The sequence below is a fragment of the Acuticoccus mangrovi genome, from assembly GCF_016411865.1.
GTDB lineage: Bacteria > Pseudomonadota > Alphaproteobacteria > Rhizobiales > Amorphaceae > Acuticoccus > Acuticoccus mangrovi.
On sequence record NZ_JAEKJA010000003.1, the window covers coordinates 84681 to 99878 of the forward strand.

A 15198-nucleotide genomic window follows, 5' to 3' on the forward strand; every position below is an offset into this window, starting at 1 on the left:
ACTTGACCGAAACAAGAGGCCCACGATGTCCGACACCAAGGTCTACCTGCTCGACGGCGGCACCCTCGTCCTCGACGGCTTTCATATCTTCTGGAACCGCGGTCCGGGAGGCGAGGTGCGCTTCCCCGTCTACTCGATCCTCATCGAGCACGCCGAGGGCCGCTTCCTCATCGACACCGGCTTCGACTACGACCACGTGATGGCCGCCCTCGCCTTCGAGAAGCCGCAGCAGACGAAGGATCAGACGATCCCCGGCGCGCTGAAGCTCCTCGGCCTGGAGCCGAAGGACATCCCGGTGGTGGTGAACTCCCACTTCCACTTCGACCACGTCGGCGGCAACAAATATTTCCCGCACGCCAAGAAGATCTGCCACAAGAACGAGATCACCCAGGCCGCCCAGCCGGAGGTGTTCGAGGTGCTCGGCTACTCCGACCTCTCCTTCTCCGCCGAGGCGGCCGAGGCCCGCGGCAAGAGCGATCAGCTCCTCGAAGGCACCACGGCGGCGAACTCCCAGTTCGAGCTGATCGAGGGCGACGTGGAGCTCGCCAAGGGCGTGACCTTCATCTACACGCCCGGCCACACGGTGGGGAACTACAGCCTTCTCGTCGAGTTCGGCACGCGCAAGCCGATCCTCTTCACCATCGACGCCGCCTACACCGAGCAGAGCCTCAAAACCAACAATCAGGCGAGCTTCCACATCGATCCGGTGGCGGGGGTGCGCTCGATGGAGCGGCTCAAGGCGTTGGCGGCCGAGAAGGACGCCGATCTGATGTATTCGCACGACATGGCGAACTTCCAGACCTACAAGACCGGCACCCAATTTTATGGCTGAGCGCACCACCGTCTTCACCTTGTCGACGGGGCCCGTCGACGCCTACCCGGAGGTGCTGGCGGGCATCAGCCGGCCGGTGCGCTACGATTTCGATCCGCTCTACCTCGCCGAGTATGAGCGGATCGTGGAGCGGGCGCGCGTCGCCCTCGGCACCGCCGCCGCGCCGGTCATCCTCCAGGGCGAGCCGGTGCTGGGGCTCGAGGCCGGCGCCGCCTCGCTGATCGCGGCGGACGACGTCGTCCTCAACCTCGCCTCCGGCGTCTACGGCAAGGGCTTCGGCTACTGGGCCGCCCGCTACGCCAAGGAGGTGACCGAGATCGCGGTCCCCTACAACGAGGCGATCAGCCCCGAGACGGTGCGCACCAAGCTCGCCGAGCGGCCCGACGTCACGATCGTCTCCGTCTGCCACCACGACACCCCCTCGGGCACGCTCAACCCCATCGACGAGATCGGCGCGGTGGTGGCCGAGCACGGCGCGCTCCTCATCGTCGACGCCGTCTCCTCCTGGGGCGGCATGCCGACGAGCCCCGACGCCTGCCACGCGGCGCTCTACATCACCGGCCCCAACAAGTGCCTCGGCGGCACGCCCGGCCTCACCATCCTCGCCGTATCGGAGGCGGCGTGGGAGAAGATGGCCGCGAACCCCGCCGCCCCCCGCGCCTCGATCCTCTCCATCCTCGACTGGAAGGACGCCCACAAGGCCGACCGCCCCTTCCCCTTCACCCCCTCGGTGGCGGAGATGAACGGCCTCGACGCCGCCCTCGCCCTCTACCTGGAGGAGGGCCCGGAGAAGGTGTGGGCCCGCCACGCGCTGACGGCGGCCGCCTGCCGCGCCGGCATCAAGGCGATGGGGCTGTCGCTGTGGGCCGCGCGCGAGGCGATCGCCTCGCCCACCTGCACCGCCGTCGCGGTGCCGGACGGGGTGTCGGCCGACGCCCTCCTGACCGAAGCCCAGATGCGCTACGGCGTCGTCTTCTCCAAGGGGCGCAAGGAGACCGACGGCAAGCTCGTGCGCATCGGCCATATGGGCACCACCGCGCGCCCGCTCTACGCCACCCTCGCCGTGACCGCCTTCGGCGGAGCGCTCAACGCCCTCGGCCACACGGTGGACGTCGGCGCCGGCGTCGCCGCCGCCCTCTCCGTCATCGACGCCGCCCCATGACCGGCCCCCACAAGAAGGATCTCTCAGATGGATGACCTCAGCGGCAAGACGGCCGTCGTCACGGGCGCGGCCCAGGGGATCGGCGCGGCGATCGCCCGGCGCCTCTCCAAGGCGGGGGCCACGCTGCACCTTGCCGACATCAACGAGGCGGGCGTCGCCGCCCTCGCCGCCGAGCTCGGCAACGCCACGGCCCACAAGACCGACATCTCCGACCCCGCCTCCGTCGCCGCCCTCTTCGAGACGGTGGGCGCCGCGGGCGGCCTCGACATCCTCGTCAACAATGCCGCCATCGTCCCCTTCGTCGCCTGGGACGACGTCGACCTCGCCCACTGGAAGAGGATCATCGACACCAACCTCACCGGCGTCTTCCTGATGAGCCGCGCCGCCACCGACATGATGCGCGCGAACGAGGTGAAGGGGCGCGTCATCAACATTTGCTCCAACACCATCTTCGCCGGCACCCCCAACATGGCGGCCTACGTGGCGGCGAAGGGCGGCGTGTTCGGCTTCACGCGGGCGCTCGCCACCGAGATCGGCAAGTACGGCATCACGGTGAACGCCGTCACGCCCGGGCTCACCGCCTCCGACGGGGTGATGGCGAGCCCGCACAAGGAGGCGTTCGGCTTCGTGGAGATGCTTCAGGCGATTCCCGGCCAGGGCAAGCCGGAGGACATCGCCCCGGTGGTCGCCTTCCTCGCCACCGACGAGGCGCACTGGATCACCGGCCAGACCATCAACGTGGATGCGGGCATGGTGCGCTGGTAACGCGCGATTCGGTTGCGAATCATCTTTTAATACATCTTAGGTTGTGAAATAGTCGGACCCTCAACAAAGGGGGGGTCCGACATGACGAAAACATATTGTCTGAGGGGTAAGCGCGTGTTCGTGGCCGGCCATCGCGGCATGGTCGGCAGCGCGCTGGTGCGGCGCCTGGAGCTCGAGGATGACGTGACGATCCTCGCCGCGCCGCGCAACGAGCTCGACTTGCGCGACCGGATCCGGGTGCGCGGCTGGATCGAGGCGCATCGGCCGGACTGCGTGTTCCTGGCGGCGGGCCGTGTCGGCGGCATCCTCGCCAACGACACCCGGCCGACGGAATTCCTGTTCGACAATCTGGAGCTCGAGCTCGCCGTGATCCTCGGCGCCTTCGAGGCGGGGGTGAGCCGGCTCGTGTTCCTCGGCTCCTCCTGCATCTATCCCCGCGGGGCGATGCAGCCGATCACCGAGTCGGCGCTGATGACGGGGGCGCTGGAGCCGACCAACGAGTGGTACGCCGTCGCCAAGATCGCCGGCATCAAGATGGTGCAGGCGCTGATGAAGGAGCACGGCGCCCGCTACATCTCGGTGATGCCCACCAACCTCTACGGCCCCGGCGACAACTTCGACCTCCTGTCGAGCCACGTCATCCCGGCGCTGATGCGCAAGGCGCACGACGCGCGCATCTGCGGCGCCAACCACATGAGCGTGTGGGGCAGCGGCACGCCGCGCCGCGAGTTCCTCCATGTCGACGACTGCGCCGACGCCATCGTCCACTTGGCCCAGCATCACGACGGATACGAGCACGTGAACATCGGCACCGGGCAGGACATCTCGATCCGCGACGTGGCGGAGCTCGTCGCCGACACGGTGGGCTTCAACGGCGAGCTGCGCTTCGACCATACGAAGCCCGACGGGATGCCCCGCAAGCGGCTCGACGTCTCGCAGCTCGACGCGCTCGGCTGGCAGCCGCGGATCGGTCTGCGCGACGGGCTCTCCGCCACCTACAGGTGGTTTCTCGACCACCACATGGCGATGGCCGCCTAGGATTTCCGGGGCTACAAGCCCCGCGCCAGCTTCGGTTGGATAAAAGCGCGCAATTCAGCCATCGTCGTTGCGAAGGGTCCGGTTCGGGTCCCCCGGGCCCGTGCCCGCGGCAGACCGGGTCGAACCCGAAAGACACCGATCCGCGTTCACACCGCGTTGGAAGGAAGAGGTGGCGCCATGAGCGACGAAGAGCTGACGCGCGATCCGAGCCGGATCAAGGCATGGGCCGAGGCGCGAGGCGGCCGGCCGGCCATGTCGGCCACGACGACCGGAAAGCGCGCGGTCGGCGAGCGCCCGAGGTTGGATTTCGGCAAGGCGAGCCCGTCGCTGAAGCCCATCAGCTGGGACACCTTCTTCAAGTTGCTGGAGACGGAGAACCTCGCCCTCCGTCTCCAGGAGAAGACCAAGTCCGGCAACCTCAGCCGCTCCTGCAAGGTGGTCGAGGCGACGCACGCCGCACCGGCACCGGCGAAGCGCGCTGAACCGAAGAAGGCCGTCTCCCCCAAAGGCACGGCCCGAAAGAACGGCGCAGCGACACCCGCCACGGCGCCGAAATCCAGCGCCACGCCGAAGCCCAACCCCTCGCAGAAGGCCGAAGCCTCGGGGAAGACAGGCGTGTCGCCGAAGACGAGCGCCTCGCGGAAAGCCGGCGCATCACAGAAGGTGAGCGCCTCGCGAAGAGCCACTGCGTCGCACAAGGCGAACGGCACGCAGCGCATCACTGTCGCTCAGAAGACCGCCTCGACGACCCCAACGCCGGCGACAGCCTCCCGGCGGAGAGCCGCAAACGGGACGGCCAAGGCGCAAACTGCCGGCACCGTCACGCCAGCCGTGACCTCCACGCCGACGTCACGCACCAAGTCCGCCAGCAAGGCGTCGTCGCCCACGCCGGCAAAGTCGGCGTCGGCCAAACCCACCCCGACCAAGGCCAAGCTGGCAAGCGCCAAGTCGGCAAGCGCCAAGTCGACAGCAGCCAAGTCGGCGAGCACCAAGTCAGCAGGCGGAAAGTCAGCGGGCGCCGATGCGGCCAAAGCCAAATCAGCAGGCGTCAAGTCGGCGAAAACAACGCCGACGAGCGCGACGCCGACGGACGCCAAGTCACCGCGCACAGTGCCGTCTCAAACGAAGTCGTCCGGAACCATGCCGCCCGTGACCAAGTCGTCCGGGACCAAGCCGTCTGCCTCCAAATCGACCGCGACCAAATCGGCAGACGCAAAATCGACGGCCGCAAAGTCCGCCGCCAAGCCTTCCAAGGCTGCGGCCGCCCCCGCCGCCCCCAAGCGCAGCGCTTCGGCCGCCAAGCCGTCGCCCGCGTCCGCGAAGGCCGACGGCAAGACGGCACCACGTGCGGCGCAGGCCGACGGCAAGACGGCGCCGCGGGCCGCGCAGGCAGAAGCGAAGAAAAGCGCCAGCGGCGCGAAGCCGGCGAAGGTCTCGAGTCCCACCCGTCCGACGAAGGCCGCGACGGGTGACACGGCAATCACCACCACCGACCACGCCCGCATCCGTGAATGGGTGGAAGCGCGCGGCGGCCGCCCCTGTCACATCGCCTCGGCGATGGACGGCGAGAGCACCGGCATGCTGCGGATCGGCTTCGGCAGCGTCGAGCCGGGCCTTCGGGAGCTCGCCTGGCCGGACTTCCTCCAGGCCATCGAGGAGAAGGCCCTCGCCTTTCACTTCAAGGAGACGACGAAGAGCGGTCGCACCAGCCGCTTCTGCAAGTTCGTCAGCCGCAGCTGACCGGCGACTCGGCCGCTCGCGCACCAGCACACGCGAGGGCCGACGCCCGACCCAAAGCGTCGCCTCACAACGCCGGGTGCCGACGCTCCCGGCTCGCGACATCGCGGCGCCGCGTGCACCGCGCCGCGGCCTCGCGACATCGCGCCGATCACCAGCCCGCAGGATCCTCGGCGGGAGCTATTCGGCGGCGCAGGCCATCCAAGCGTCTTCGTCCCACACCTCGATCCCAAGCGCCTGGGCCTTGGTGAGCTTGGAGCCCGCGCCGGGGCCCGCCACCACGATGTCCGTCTTCTTGGAGATCGACCCCACCACGCGCGCACCCAGCGCCTCGGCGCGCGCCTTCGCCTCGTCCCGCGTCATCGCCTCCAGCGATCCGGTGAACACGATCGCCTTGCCCGCGATCGGCGAATCCACCGCCCGCTGCACCTCGGGCTCGGCCGTCACCTCGGCCATCAACGCGTCGACCGCCTCAACGTTGTGCGCCTCGCCGAAGAAGGCCTCGAGCGCCTCAACCACCGTGCCGCCGATGCCGTCGATGCTCTCGAGATCCGCCCGCACGCTGTCGCCGGCTTCCGCCTCCGCGTCGGGAGGCGCATCCTCCTTGCGCGCTTCCTCCTCGCGCGCTTTTTCCTCGTGTGCTTCCCCCTCCCGCGCTTCGTCCTCGCGCGCTTCCTCCTCGCGCGCTTCCTCCTCCCGCGCTTCCTCCTCCCGCGCCTCCTCCTCCCGTGCCTTCGCCGCGGCCGCCAGCGCCTCCATCGCGCTGCGGAAGGCCTCCCAGGTGCCGAAATGGAGCGCCAGAAGACGCGCCGAGATCTCGCCCACCCGGCGAATGCCGAGCGCGTAGATCAGACGCCGCAGCGCGATGGTGCGCCGGCTGTCGATGGCGGCGAAGAGGTTCCTGACACTCGTCTCGCCGTACCCCTCGCGGTCGACCAGCCGCTCGCCCTCCGGCCGCTCGGCGTCGCGGGCGGCGAGGGTGAAGATGTCCGCCGGCGTGCGGATCAACCCCTCGGCGTGGAAGGCGGCGATCTGCTTGGACCCCAGCCCCTCGATGTCGAACGCGGCGCGGCTCACGAAGTGCTTCAGCCGCTCCACCTGCTGGGCGGCGCAGACGAGGCCGCCGGTGCAGCGGCGCACCACGTCGGGGCGCCCGGTGCGCGGGTTCATCTCGGCCACCACGTGACTGCCACACACGGGGCAGCGATCCGGAAACACGTAGGGCTCGGCCCCCGCCGGACGCTTCTCCTTCAGAACCCGCACCACCTGCGGGATCACGTCGCCGGCGCGCTGGATCTCCACGGTGTCGCCCACCCGCACGTCGAGCCGGGCGATCTCGTCCGCATTGTGCAGGGTCGCGTTCTTCACCACCACGCCGCCGACGGTGATCGGATCGAGCTTCGCCACCGGCGTCAGCGCGCCGGTGCGCCCCACCTGCACGTCGATCGCCTCGAGCACGGTGATCGCCCGCTCGGCCGGGAACTTGTGGGCGATCGCCCAGCGCGGCCGCCGCTCCCGCTCGCCGAGGCGGCGCTGGAGGTCCAGCCGATCGAGCTTATAGACCATGCCGTCGATGTCGTAGGGGAGACCGGACCGCTCCTCTTCGATGGCCGCGTAGGCCGCCATCAGCTCGGCGAGGCCGTCGCAGCGCCGCGTCAACGGGTTCACCGGCAGCCCCCAGGCCGCGAGCGCCTCCATCATCCCCCACTGGGTGTCCGCGGGCATCTCGCTCACCGCCCCCCACCCATAGGCGAAGAAGTGGAGCGGCCGGTCACCGGTCTTCGACGCATCCACCTGACGCAGCGAGCCGGCCGCCGCATTGCGCGGATTGGCGACGGGCCGCTTGTCGGCCTCCAACAGGCGCGCGTTCAGCGCCTCGAAGTCGCCGTGCGTCATGTAGACCTCGCCGCGCACCTCGAAGACGTCGGGCGCCGCCTTCGGCAGCGTCTTCGGAATGGCGTCGACGTAGCCGACGTTGGCGGTGACGTTCTCGCCGGTGCGCCCGTCGCCCCGCGTCGCCGCCACCACGAGCTTGCGCTCCTCGTAGCGCAGGCTGATCGACAACCCGTCGATCTTCGGCTCGGCGGTGAAGGTGAGCGCCGTGTCCCCGTCGAGCTTCAGGAAGCGCCGCACCCGGGCGATGAATTCTTCCACCTCCGCCTCGGTCAGCGCCTTGTTGAGCGAGACCATCGGCACCGGATGCTCGACCTCGGCGAAGGCGCCGGAGGGAGCGGCGCCGATCTCGGCCGAGATCGACCCGTCGGCGAGCTCCGGATATTCGGCCTCGAGGTCCTCCAGCTCCCGCCGCAGCGCGTCGTAGGCGGCGTCGGAGATGATCGGGTCGTCGTCCTGGAAATAGCGCTTGTCGTGCTCGGCGATCTCCTTGGAAAGCGCGGCATGCCGCTCCGTCGTCGTCCGGTCAGCCACCTTTGGTCCCCTAGCTCAGCCGTCGATGCAGGCGACGGCGTATGCCCCAACACCCACGATCACAAGCACCCCTGCCTCCGCATAGCTATCCGCGGCCACGCCGCGGGCAAGACGCAGCGAGATGAGGATCTCGGAGGTCGCGGGATCGGCGAACTCGACGATGGCGCTACGCTCGTCGGCGTAGGTGTGGACGATGTCGACGAGCTTCGCCCCCTCCACGCCGACGGTGGACCAGGTGGTGTCCACGGTGACGATCTCCGCGCGCAGCGGCATCAGCACGGGCGGCTCGCTGCGCGTCAGAAGCAGCGAGGCGACGACGGCGTTGTCGTCGATCCCCTGGCATTCGAGCGAGCCGGTCGCAAAGGCAGGCCCCGCCGCGAGGAGCGACAGGCCGAGACAGAGGGCACGCATAGAGCGTCTCCGACAGACCAAACCGGCCTCACTTTATACGAGATCCCACGAAAGCGCCGCCGCCCGCACCGCCCGATAGTGCCTCAGTGTGCATTCTGGAGCCGATCCGCTCACCTCATCGCGATCCGCCATCCAATCCTGTAGGCTTGTCTTGAGATCCGGGGGGAGGAGACGATGACGTCACTCACGTTGGAGTCTTTCATAGACGAGATGATCCGCCTCTCGCGAAAGCGCGGATACAGCCCAACCACCTTCATTCAGATGCGTCGACGGCATGGGACCGTCGACGCCATTTCGCGTTTGGTAGTAAGCGGCGACATCCAAAGCGGCTTTCGGCGGCTCGACGCGCTTGGACTGCTTGACTGGACTATTGAGGCGGCGGTCAGGAAGTTTCCCGACGAATTTTCGCGGGAGGTTCAATACGCCGCCAAGTGGCGTCTCGACCAGGTGAAGTCGGGAAGCGAATTACCGACCAGGCCTGCAGGCCCGAAAAGCGCCCCGCCGACGTGATCGACGGCGCCGCGAAGATGGTGCGGATTGCGAAGGAGGTCGGGGGCCACATCGACTTGGTCGCGCTCCAACCCGTCTGATGCCAAAGGGCGGCCCGATCTGCTACGCTGCACAGATATTTCGGGACGGCGGCGATCCGGGCGGATATCCGCTTGGCGCCGGCTCATCAGGCCATTGATATGACAGCATATTTTCTCGGCTGCGTTGCGCTCGGCATGGTCGCGGGCTTTCTCGTCGGGGCGAGCGCCAGCCCCGTGGTGGGCGTCGTCCTGCCGCTTCTCTTCTCGCTGCTCGGGTCGGCCGGCGGCGTGCTCGCCCTGACCTTCGACCCCGGCACGGCGGAGGCGCGGCGCCGCTTCCGCCTCCTCGGCCTCTCGGCGCTCGCCTTCGCCCTGCCCTTCCTCGTCGGCGTCTTCCCCGGCATCGCCGTCCGCACCGGCGCGCCGCTCTCCGCCGTCATCCGCGGATCGCCGGAGGCGCCCGTGATCGATCCCACGGCGATCCTGCGCACCGGTCCCGCCGCCACCCTCTCCCCGGCCGATGCCGCCGGGCTCTACCTCTTCTCCCGTCAAGCCGCCCTCGCCGGGGTGCCGGCCGACGGCATCGCGCGGCTGCTCGAAGGCGCGCTCGCGCAGCGGCTCGACCGCCTCGGCCGCTTCGAGGCGGAGCGGGCGAAGATCGTCGAAACCGCCATGGCCGCCGATGCCGCGATCGGCGCCCTCATGAACGAGAACGACGCAAGCTCCCTCGTCTCGCTGAAACTCGGCAGCGAGCGCTTTCTCGCCGCCATCCGGGCGGCTCCCGACCTCGCGAGCAGCCTCGCCGCGGCGACGGACTTTCGCGCCGCCCTCCTCGTCGCGGCCGACGACTACACGATCGGCCCGCTCTTCGTCGGCGACGGAGCGCTCGCGCCCCTCGCGCGCGACCTCCTGCAACGGATTCCCGCATCCGCCGGAACGCTCGACGGGTCCGGCTTCGAAGAGCTCGTCGGCCGCACCGCCGGCGCAGCGGGCGGCATCACCGCGGGGATTTCCCTCGGACGCGGCCTCGCCTCGGTGGACTGAGCCGCTCAGGCGTCGATGAGCTTGTCGGCGGCGCGGCGGGCTTCGTCGGTGACGGTGGCGCCGGCGAGCATGCGGGCAATCTCCTCGCGCCGCTCCTCCCCCTCGATGGCACGCACGCTCGTCGCCGTCGTCGCACCGTTCTGGTGGGTCTTGGCGATGAGGAGATGGCTCCCCGCCCGCGCCGCCACCTGCGGGGCGTGGGTGATCGACACCACCTGCACGGCATCGGCGAGGCGGGCCATGCGCGTGCCGATCGCGTCCGACACCGCACCGCCCACGCCGGTGTCGATCTCGTCGAAGATCAGCGTAGAGGCCGAGCCCGCATCGGCGAGGCACACCTTGAGCGCGAGGAGGAAGCGGGAGAGCTCGCCGCCGGAGGCGATCTTCATGATCGGGCCGGCGGGAGAGCCCGGATTGGTCTGGACGTAGAAGGCCATCTGGTCGACCCCTTCCGGCCCCGGCTCGACCGCCTCGCGCCGCACGCTGAAGATCGCCTTGTCGAGCTTCAGCGGCTTCAACTCGGCCATCACCGCCGCCTCCAGCCGATCGGCGGCGGCGTGGCGGCGCTCCGACAGGGCCGCCGCCGCCTCGCGATAGCTCCGCTCGGCCGCCGCGACCTCCTGCGCCAGGGTGTCGAGGCGCGCCTCGCCGGCGTCGAGGTCGGTCAACTCGTCGGCCATCCGGGCGGCGAGATCGGCGAGATCGTCCACCGGTACCTTGAACTTGCGCGAGGCCGCTCGGAGAGCGAACAGGCGCTCCTCGAGCCCTTCCATGGCGCCGGGGTCGAAGTCGAGCGCGCGCTGTGCCTCCAGGATGGTGGTGCGCGCCTCCTCCAGGGCGTCGAGGGCGGCGGCGAGAGCATCCATCACCGGCGTCAGCGTGTCCTCGGCGCCGTCGCGCTTGCGCTCCAGCTTGCGCAGGACGCCGGCGAGTGCCGGGATGGGCGACTTGCCGCCCTCGAGGCTCGACGCCGCCTCGGCGAGGTCGCCCGCCACCTTCTCGGCGGCCGCCATCTCCTGCCGGCCGGCGGTCAGCCTCTCCTCTTCCCCCGGCTCCGGGTCGAGCGCCGTCAGCTCCGCCACGGCGGCGCGGAGGAACTCGGCCTCCTCGCGGGCGGCGGCGAGCTTCGCCTCGTGCGCCTCGAGCGCGGCTTCGGCATCCTTCAGCGCCTGCCACAGCGCACCGACGCGCGCCGTCTCCCCGCCGAGCCCGCCATAGGCGTCGATCAGGCGGCGGTGGGCGGCGGGCTGCATCAAGCCGCGGTCGGCGTGCTGGCCGTGCACCTCCACGAGCAGCCCCCCCAAGGCGCGCAACAGCGACACCGACACCGGCTGATCATTGACGAACGCGCGGGCCCGCCCGTCGGACCCCTGCACGCGGCGCACGATGAGCACGTCCTCGCGTGCCACACCCACCTCGTCGAGCACGGCGAAGGCGGGATGGGTCGGCGGCAGCAGGAAGGTGGCGGTCACCGATCCCTGCGCCTCCCCCGTGCGCACCAGGCTCGCGTCGCTCTTGGCGCCGAGGGCGAGGGCGAGGGCGTCGAGCAGGATCGACTTGCCCGCCCCGGTCTCGCCGGTCAGCACGGTGAAGCCGGGAGCGAAGGCGAGGTCGAGTGCCTCGATCAGAACGATGTTGCGGACGGAAAGCCGGGACAGCACGTGTCGGGTTCCCTCGGCGGGTCGGTCGCAGTCGCGAGCCGGCCCTTCTGATGATGTCGCGCCGGCGGGACGAACGCCCCGCGCGGCCTGCCCGGAACCGGGCGCGGCTCAGAGAAGGCTGAAGCCCTGGAACGCCCGGCTGATCCAGCTCGACTTCGACTCTTCGGGCGCATAGCCACCCTTTTCGAGAAGCGAGTAGGCGTCCTTGTACCAACGGCTTTGCGGGAAGTTGTGCCCCAGCACCGCCGCCGCAGTCTGCGCCTCCTGCGTCAGGCCCAAGGCATAGTAGGATTCGGTGAGGCGGAACAGCGCCTCCTCGACGTGCCGCGTGGTCTGGTACTTTTCCACCACGATGCGGAAGCGGTTGATGGCGGCAAGGTTGTCGTCCCGCTCCAGATAGTAGCGGCCGATCTCCATCTGCTTGCCCGCGAGCTGATCCTTGGTCGCCTGGATCTTGTTGCGCGCATCCTCGGCGTATTCGGAGTCGGGATATTTGTCGATGAGCACCTGATAGGCGTCGAGCGCCTGCTTGGTGTCGGCCTGATCGCGGGTGACGTCCGGAATCTGGCGATAGTAGGAGTTGGCGATGATGTACTGGGCGTAGGGCGCGTCCGGATGGTTGGGATAGAGCGTGATGAAGCGCTTCGCCGAGTTGATCGCCTCCTGATAGTTGCCGCGCGAGTAGCTGGCGAAGGCGAGCATCACCTGGCTCTTGCGGCCGAGGTCGGTGTGGGGGTGGAGCCGATCCACCTCCTCGAACTTCACCATCGCGGTGCGATAGTCGCCCGCGTTCATCAGCACGAGGGCTTCGTTGTAGAGCTGGTCGGCAGGCGTGTCCTCGAACTCGAGCTCGGTGACGCGGTTGCCGCATCCCCCGAGCGCCACGAGCGCGACGATGACGATCCACCCCATCAGGCGCATCTGCATTGGCCTACTCCAACTCTCACACGCAGTCTCCATACCAGCCGCCACGCCGCGCGGCCACACTGCGGCCTCGCCGCCCCGGCATGGGTCACAGCCACGTGCCAAAAACTGTTTCAATTACGCAACAATTTTAAAGTTTTCCGACCGCGACAAGAGCGCCGCCAGGAGTTGGTAGTTCAGCCGGTGACCACCCTTGTGAGCCCGATAAAGCCCCAGAATCGGCCGTCCCGCAAGGGCGAGATCGCCCACCGCGTCGAGCAGCTTGTGGCGGGCGAACTCGTCGGGAAAGCGCAGCCCCTCGGGATTCGCCACCCTCTCTCCATCCACAGCCACGGCGTTCTCCAGCGACGCGCCGCGGCCGTAGCCGCGCCGGCGCAGGCGCTTCACGTCCTTGAGCCGGCCGAAGGTGCGCGCCGGCGCGATCTCGCGCCCGAACACCTCCGCGTCGATGTCGTAGATCGCCCGCTGCACGCCGATCACCGGGTCCGGAAAGTCGATCCCCACGTCGAAGCGCCGGCGCGGATGGGGCAGGATCGCCACGAAGGACGATCCGGCGCGCACCGAGACCGGCCGAAGCACCTCGATCGCCTCCCCCGGTCCCCCCGGCACCACCTTCGGCGCGAGGGCCGCCATGAAGGGCGCGGCGCTTCCGTCCATGATCGGCACCTCCGGCCCGTCGATCTCCACCCGCGCGTCGGTGACGCCGAGGGCGGAAAGCGCGCTCATCAGGTGCTCGACGGTCGCGACCGTCGTACCGTTCTCGGCGATGACGGTGGCAAGGCGGGTCGCCGACACATTCCGCCAGTCGGCCTTGACGCTGCCGCCGGTGTCGGTGCGGTGGAAGACGACGCCGCCCTCCCCCGGCCCTACAACAACAGAAACGTCGGCGCCCGAATGGACGCCGACGCCGTGGAGCCGGATGGGCTCCGCAAGCCGGTTGGCTTCAATCAGTTGGCCTGACGACGCAGGAATGCCGGGATCTCCAGCTGATCGTCGTCCAGCGGGCGCTGGGCGGGGCGAGCGCGCGAGGCGGGCTCGGCCTCCTGCCGCTGGCGGCGCTGGGCGGCTTCGGGCTTCGGACGAGCGCGGCGGGGCTGGGGAGCCTCGTCGGCGACGTCATCCATATAGGCATCGTCGGCCTTCGGTGCAGGGAGGCGGCGACGCTCTTCCTGCGGCGCGGGCAGACGACCCTGCGGCGCGGCGGCACGACGGCGCGACGCGCGGGGCTCGACCTCGTAGCCCTCCTCCTCGTCCTCGTCGCGGCGGGAGAGACCGCTCGCGATCCGGCGCAGGAGACCCATCGGGCGCCGCTCGTCGCCGTCATGGTAGTCGTAGGCACGAGGCTCAGGCTGGGAACGGGCGGGCCGCGCCTCGCGTGCGGTAGGGCGCTCCTCGACGGGCTCCTCGTCGACGAAGTCGCGCAGCGCCTCTTCCTGCTCGGCGGCGGCGATCAGCTCCTCGTCGTCGTAGACTTCGGCCTGTTCGACGGGCTCGAGCTGCGCCTCGAAGTCCTCAAGGCCCGCGGCGACGGCGGCGATGGCCGCCTCGGAGGGGTCGGCGGCGCTCGCCGCGGCGGTGCCAGCGGCCGGCGTCTCGCGCTTGGCGGCGCGATCGGCGAACGAGACGACGCGGCTGTCACGCGGCTCGTGGCCGATGTCGGCCGGGTCCTGGTCGATGCCGGTGGCGACAACGGAGACGCGGATCACCCCTTCGAGCGAGTCGTCGAACGTCGCGCCGAAGATGATGTTGGCGTCGTCGTCCACTTCCTCGCGGATGCGGGTGGTGGCTTCGTCGACCTCGAAGAGGGTGAGGTCCTTGCCGCCGACGACGGAAACGAGAAGGCCGCGCGCGCCCTTCATCGAGGTCTCGTCGAGGAGCGGGTTGGAGATGGCGGCCTCGGCGGCCTGCATCGCCCGGCCCTCGCCGGAGGCTTCGCCGGTGCCCATCATCGCCTTGCCCATGTTGCGCATGACGGAGCGCACGTCGGCGAAGTCGAGGTTGATGAGGCCTTCCTTCACCATCAGGTCGGTGATGCAGGCGACGCCCGAGTAGAGCACCTGATCGGCCATCGCGAAGGCGTCGGCGAAGGTGGTCTGAGCGTTGGCGATCCGGAAGAGGTTCTGGTTCGGAATGACGATCAAGGTGTCGACGTGCTGCGCCAACTCCTCGATGCCCGCGTCCGCGATGCGAGCGCGGCGGGCGCCCTCGAACTGGAACGGACGGGTCACGACACCGACGGTCAGTATACCCTGGTCGCGCGCCACCCGCGCTACGACGGGGGCCGAACCGGTGCCGGTGCCGCCGCCCATGCCGGCGGTGATGAACACCATGTGCGAGCCCGACAGGTGATCGGCGATCTCGTCGATGACCTCCTCGGCGGCGGCGCGGCCGACGTCGGGCTGCGAGCCCGCGCCGAGGCCTTCCGTCACCGCGATGCCCATCTGCACCACCCGCTCGGCCTTCGACAGGTTGAGCGACTGGGCGTCGGTGTTGGCAACGACGAAGTCGCAGCCTGCAAGCCCCGCCTCGATCATATTGTTGACGGCGTTGCACCCCGCCCCGCCGACGCCGAACACCATGATGCGCGGCTTCAACTCGGTGAGGTCGGGCGTCTTCAGATTAATGGACGACATCAATGTCTCCCGTGTCTCGTCCCATGCCCGAACC

General features: G+C 69.4%; 13 protein-coding genes. 7 read left to right on the forward strand and 6 right to left on the reverse strand.

The annotated features are described in order from the left end of the window. Positions 1–25 precede the first annotated feature (25 nt). The 5 genes from pldA (at position 26) to JCR33_RS04455 (ending at position 5537) form a co-directional block, all read left to right on the forward strand. Entirely contained in the window at positions 26–832 is an 807-nt protein-coding gene (pldA, locus tag JCR33_RS04435; protein ID WP_198880828.1) for a 4-pyridoxolactonase, read from the forward strand. Then, complete coding sequence (gene ppaT, locus JCR33_RS04440) at positions 825–1994, forward strand: pyridoxamine--pyruvate transaminase (RefSeq protein ID WP_198880829.1); 1170 nt, start codon at positions 825–827, stop codon at positions 1992–1994. The genes pldA and ppaT overlap by 8 nt, the downstream gene beginning before the upstream one ends. A 27-nt stretch (positions 1995–2021) precedes the next feature. After that, positions 2022–2759, forward strand: coding sequence for a pyridoxal 4-dehydrogenase, SDR-type (pldH, locus tag JCR33_RS04445; RefSeq protein WP_198880830.1), 738 nt, complete (start codon positions 2022–2024; stop codon positions 2757–2759). 81 nt (positions 2760–2840) lie between these two features. Further along, positions 2841–3797, forward strand: a complete 957-nt coding sequence (locus JCR33_RS04450) for a GDP-L-fucose synthase family protein (RefSeq protein ID WP_269751137.1) — start codon at positions 2841–2843, stop codon at positions 3795–3797. Positions 3798–3974: 177 nt separating this feature from the next. After that, positions 3975–5537: a hypothetical protein gene (locus JCR33_RS04455; RefSeq protein ID WP_198880831.1), complete on the forward strand. Its 1563-nt coding sequence runs from the start codon at positions 3975–3977 to the stop codon at positions 5535–5537. 177 nt (positions 5538–5714) lie between these two features. Here the strand turns inward: JCR33_RS04455 and ligA are convergent, their stop codons facing one another. After that, entirely contained in the window at positions 5715–7961 is a 2247-nt protein-coding gene (gene ligA / locus JCR33_RS04460; protein ID WP_198880832.1) for an NAD-dependent DNA ligase LigA, read from the reverse strand. A gap of 15 nt (positions 7962–7976) precedes the next feature. After that, positions 7977–8372 (reverse strand): hypothetical protein, encoded by a 396-nt coding sequence (locus JCR33_RS04465; protein ID WP_198880833.1) that lies wholly within the window; start codon positions 8370–8372, stop codon positions 7977–7979. 174 nt (positions 8373–8546) lie between these two features. On the opposite strand from JCR33_RS04465, the gene JCR33_RS04470 reads away from it, so the two are divergent. Together JCR33_RS04470 and JCR33_RS04475 are read left to right on the forward strand one after the other, a co-directional pair. Next, complete coding sequence (locus tag JCR33_RS04470; protein ID WP_198880834.1) at positions 8547–8882, forward strand: hypothetical protein; 336 nt, start codon at positions 8547–8549, stop codon at positions 8880–8882. A 179-nt stretch (positions 8883–9061) separates the two neighbouring features. Then, complete coding sequence (locus JCR33_RS04475) at positions 9062–9946, forward strand: hypothetical protein (RefSeq protein ID WP_198880835.1); 885 nt, start codon at positions 9062–9064, stop codon at positions 9944–9946. Positions 9947–9951: 5 nt separating this feature from the next. Here JCR33_RS04475 and recN read toward each other — a convergent pair whose 3' ends face one another. From recN to ftsZ, 4 genes are all read right to left on the reverse strand, one after another. Further along, on the reverse strand, positions 9952–11607 hold the full coding sequence (recN, locus tag JCR33_RS04480) for a DNA repair protein RecN (protein ID WP_198880836.1): 1656 nt from the start codon (positions 11605–11607) through the stop codon (positions 9952–9954). 108 nt (positions 11608–11715) lie between these two features. After that, on the reverse strand, positions 11716–12534 hold the full coding sequence (locus tag JCR33_RS04485) for an outer membrane protein assembly factor BamD (protein ID WP_232372258.1): 819 nt from the start codon (positions 12532–12534) through the stop codon (positions 11716–11718). Between the two features lie 114 nt (positions 12535–12648). Further along, complete coding sequence (lpxC, locus tag JCR33_RS04490; protein ID WP_198881224.1) at positions 12649–13503, reverse strand: UDP-3-O-acyl-N-acetylglucosamine deacetylase; 855 nt, start codon at positions 13501–13503, stop codon at positions 12649–12651. After that, a complete protein-coding gene (gene ftsZ / locus JCR33_RS04495; protein WP_198880837.1) occupies positions 13479–15164 on the reverse strand; it encodes a cell division protein FtsZ in 1686 nt (561 codons plus the stop codon). Before ftsZ ends, lpxC begins: the two co-directional genes overlap by 25 nt. Positions 15165–15198: the final 34 nt, after the last annotated feature.

Excerpts from the sequence above, each read along its gene's own strand:
- JCR33_RS04470 (WP_198880834.1), top strand. The coding sequence starts at position 8,547 with ATGACGTCACTCACGTTGGAGTCTTTCATAGACGAGATGATCCGCCTC.
- ppaT (WP_198880829.1), top strand. The coding sequence starts at position 825 with ATGGCTGAGCGCACCACCGTCTTCACCTTGTCGACGGGGCCCGTCGAC.
- ftsZ (WP_198880837.1), bottom strand. The coding sequence starts at position 15,164 with ATGTCGTCCATTAATCTGAAGACGCCCGACCTCACCGAGTTGAAGCCG.
- JCR33_RS04475 (WP_198880835.1), top strand. The coding sequence starts at position 9,062 with ATGACAGCATATTTTCTCGGCTGCGTTGCGCTCGGCATGGTCGCGGGC.
- pldH (WP_198880830.1), top strand. The coding sequence starts at position 2,022 with ATGGATGACCTCAGCGGCAAGACGGCCGTCGTCACGGGCGCGGCCCAG.
- JCR33_RS04450 (WP_269751137.1), top strand. The coding sequence starts at position 2,841 with ATGACGAAAACATATTGTCTGAGGGGTAAGCGCGTGTTCGTGGCCGGC.
- JCR33_RS04455 (WP_198880831.1), top strand. The coding sequence starts at position 3,975 with ATGAGCGACGAAGAGCTGACGCGCGATCCGAGCCGGATCAAGGCATGG.
- pldA (WP_198880828.1), top strand. The coding sequence starts at position 26 with ATGTCCGACACCAAGGTCTACCTGCTCGACGGCGGCACCCTCGTCCTC.
- JCR33_RS04485 (WP_232372258.1), bottom strand. The coding sequence starts at position 12,534 with ATGCAGATGCGCCTGATGGGGTGGATCGTCATCGTCGCGCTCGTGGCG.
- JCR33_RS04465 (WP_198880833.1), bottom strand. The coding sequence starts at position 8,372 with ATGCGTGCCCTCTGTCTCGGCCTGTCGCTCCTCGCGGCGGGGCCTGCC.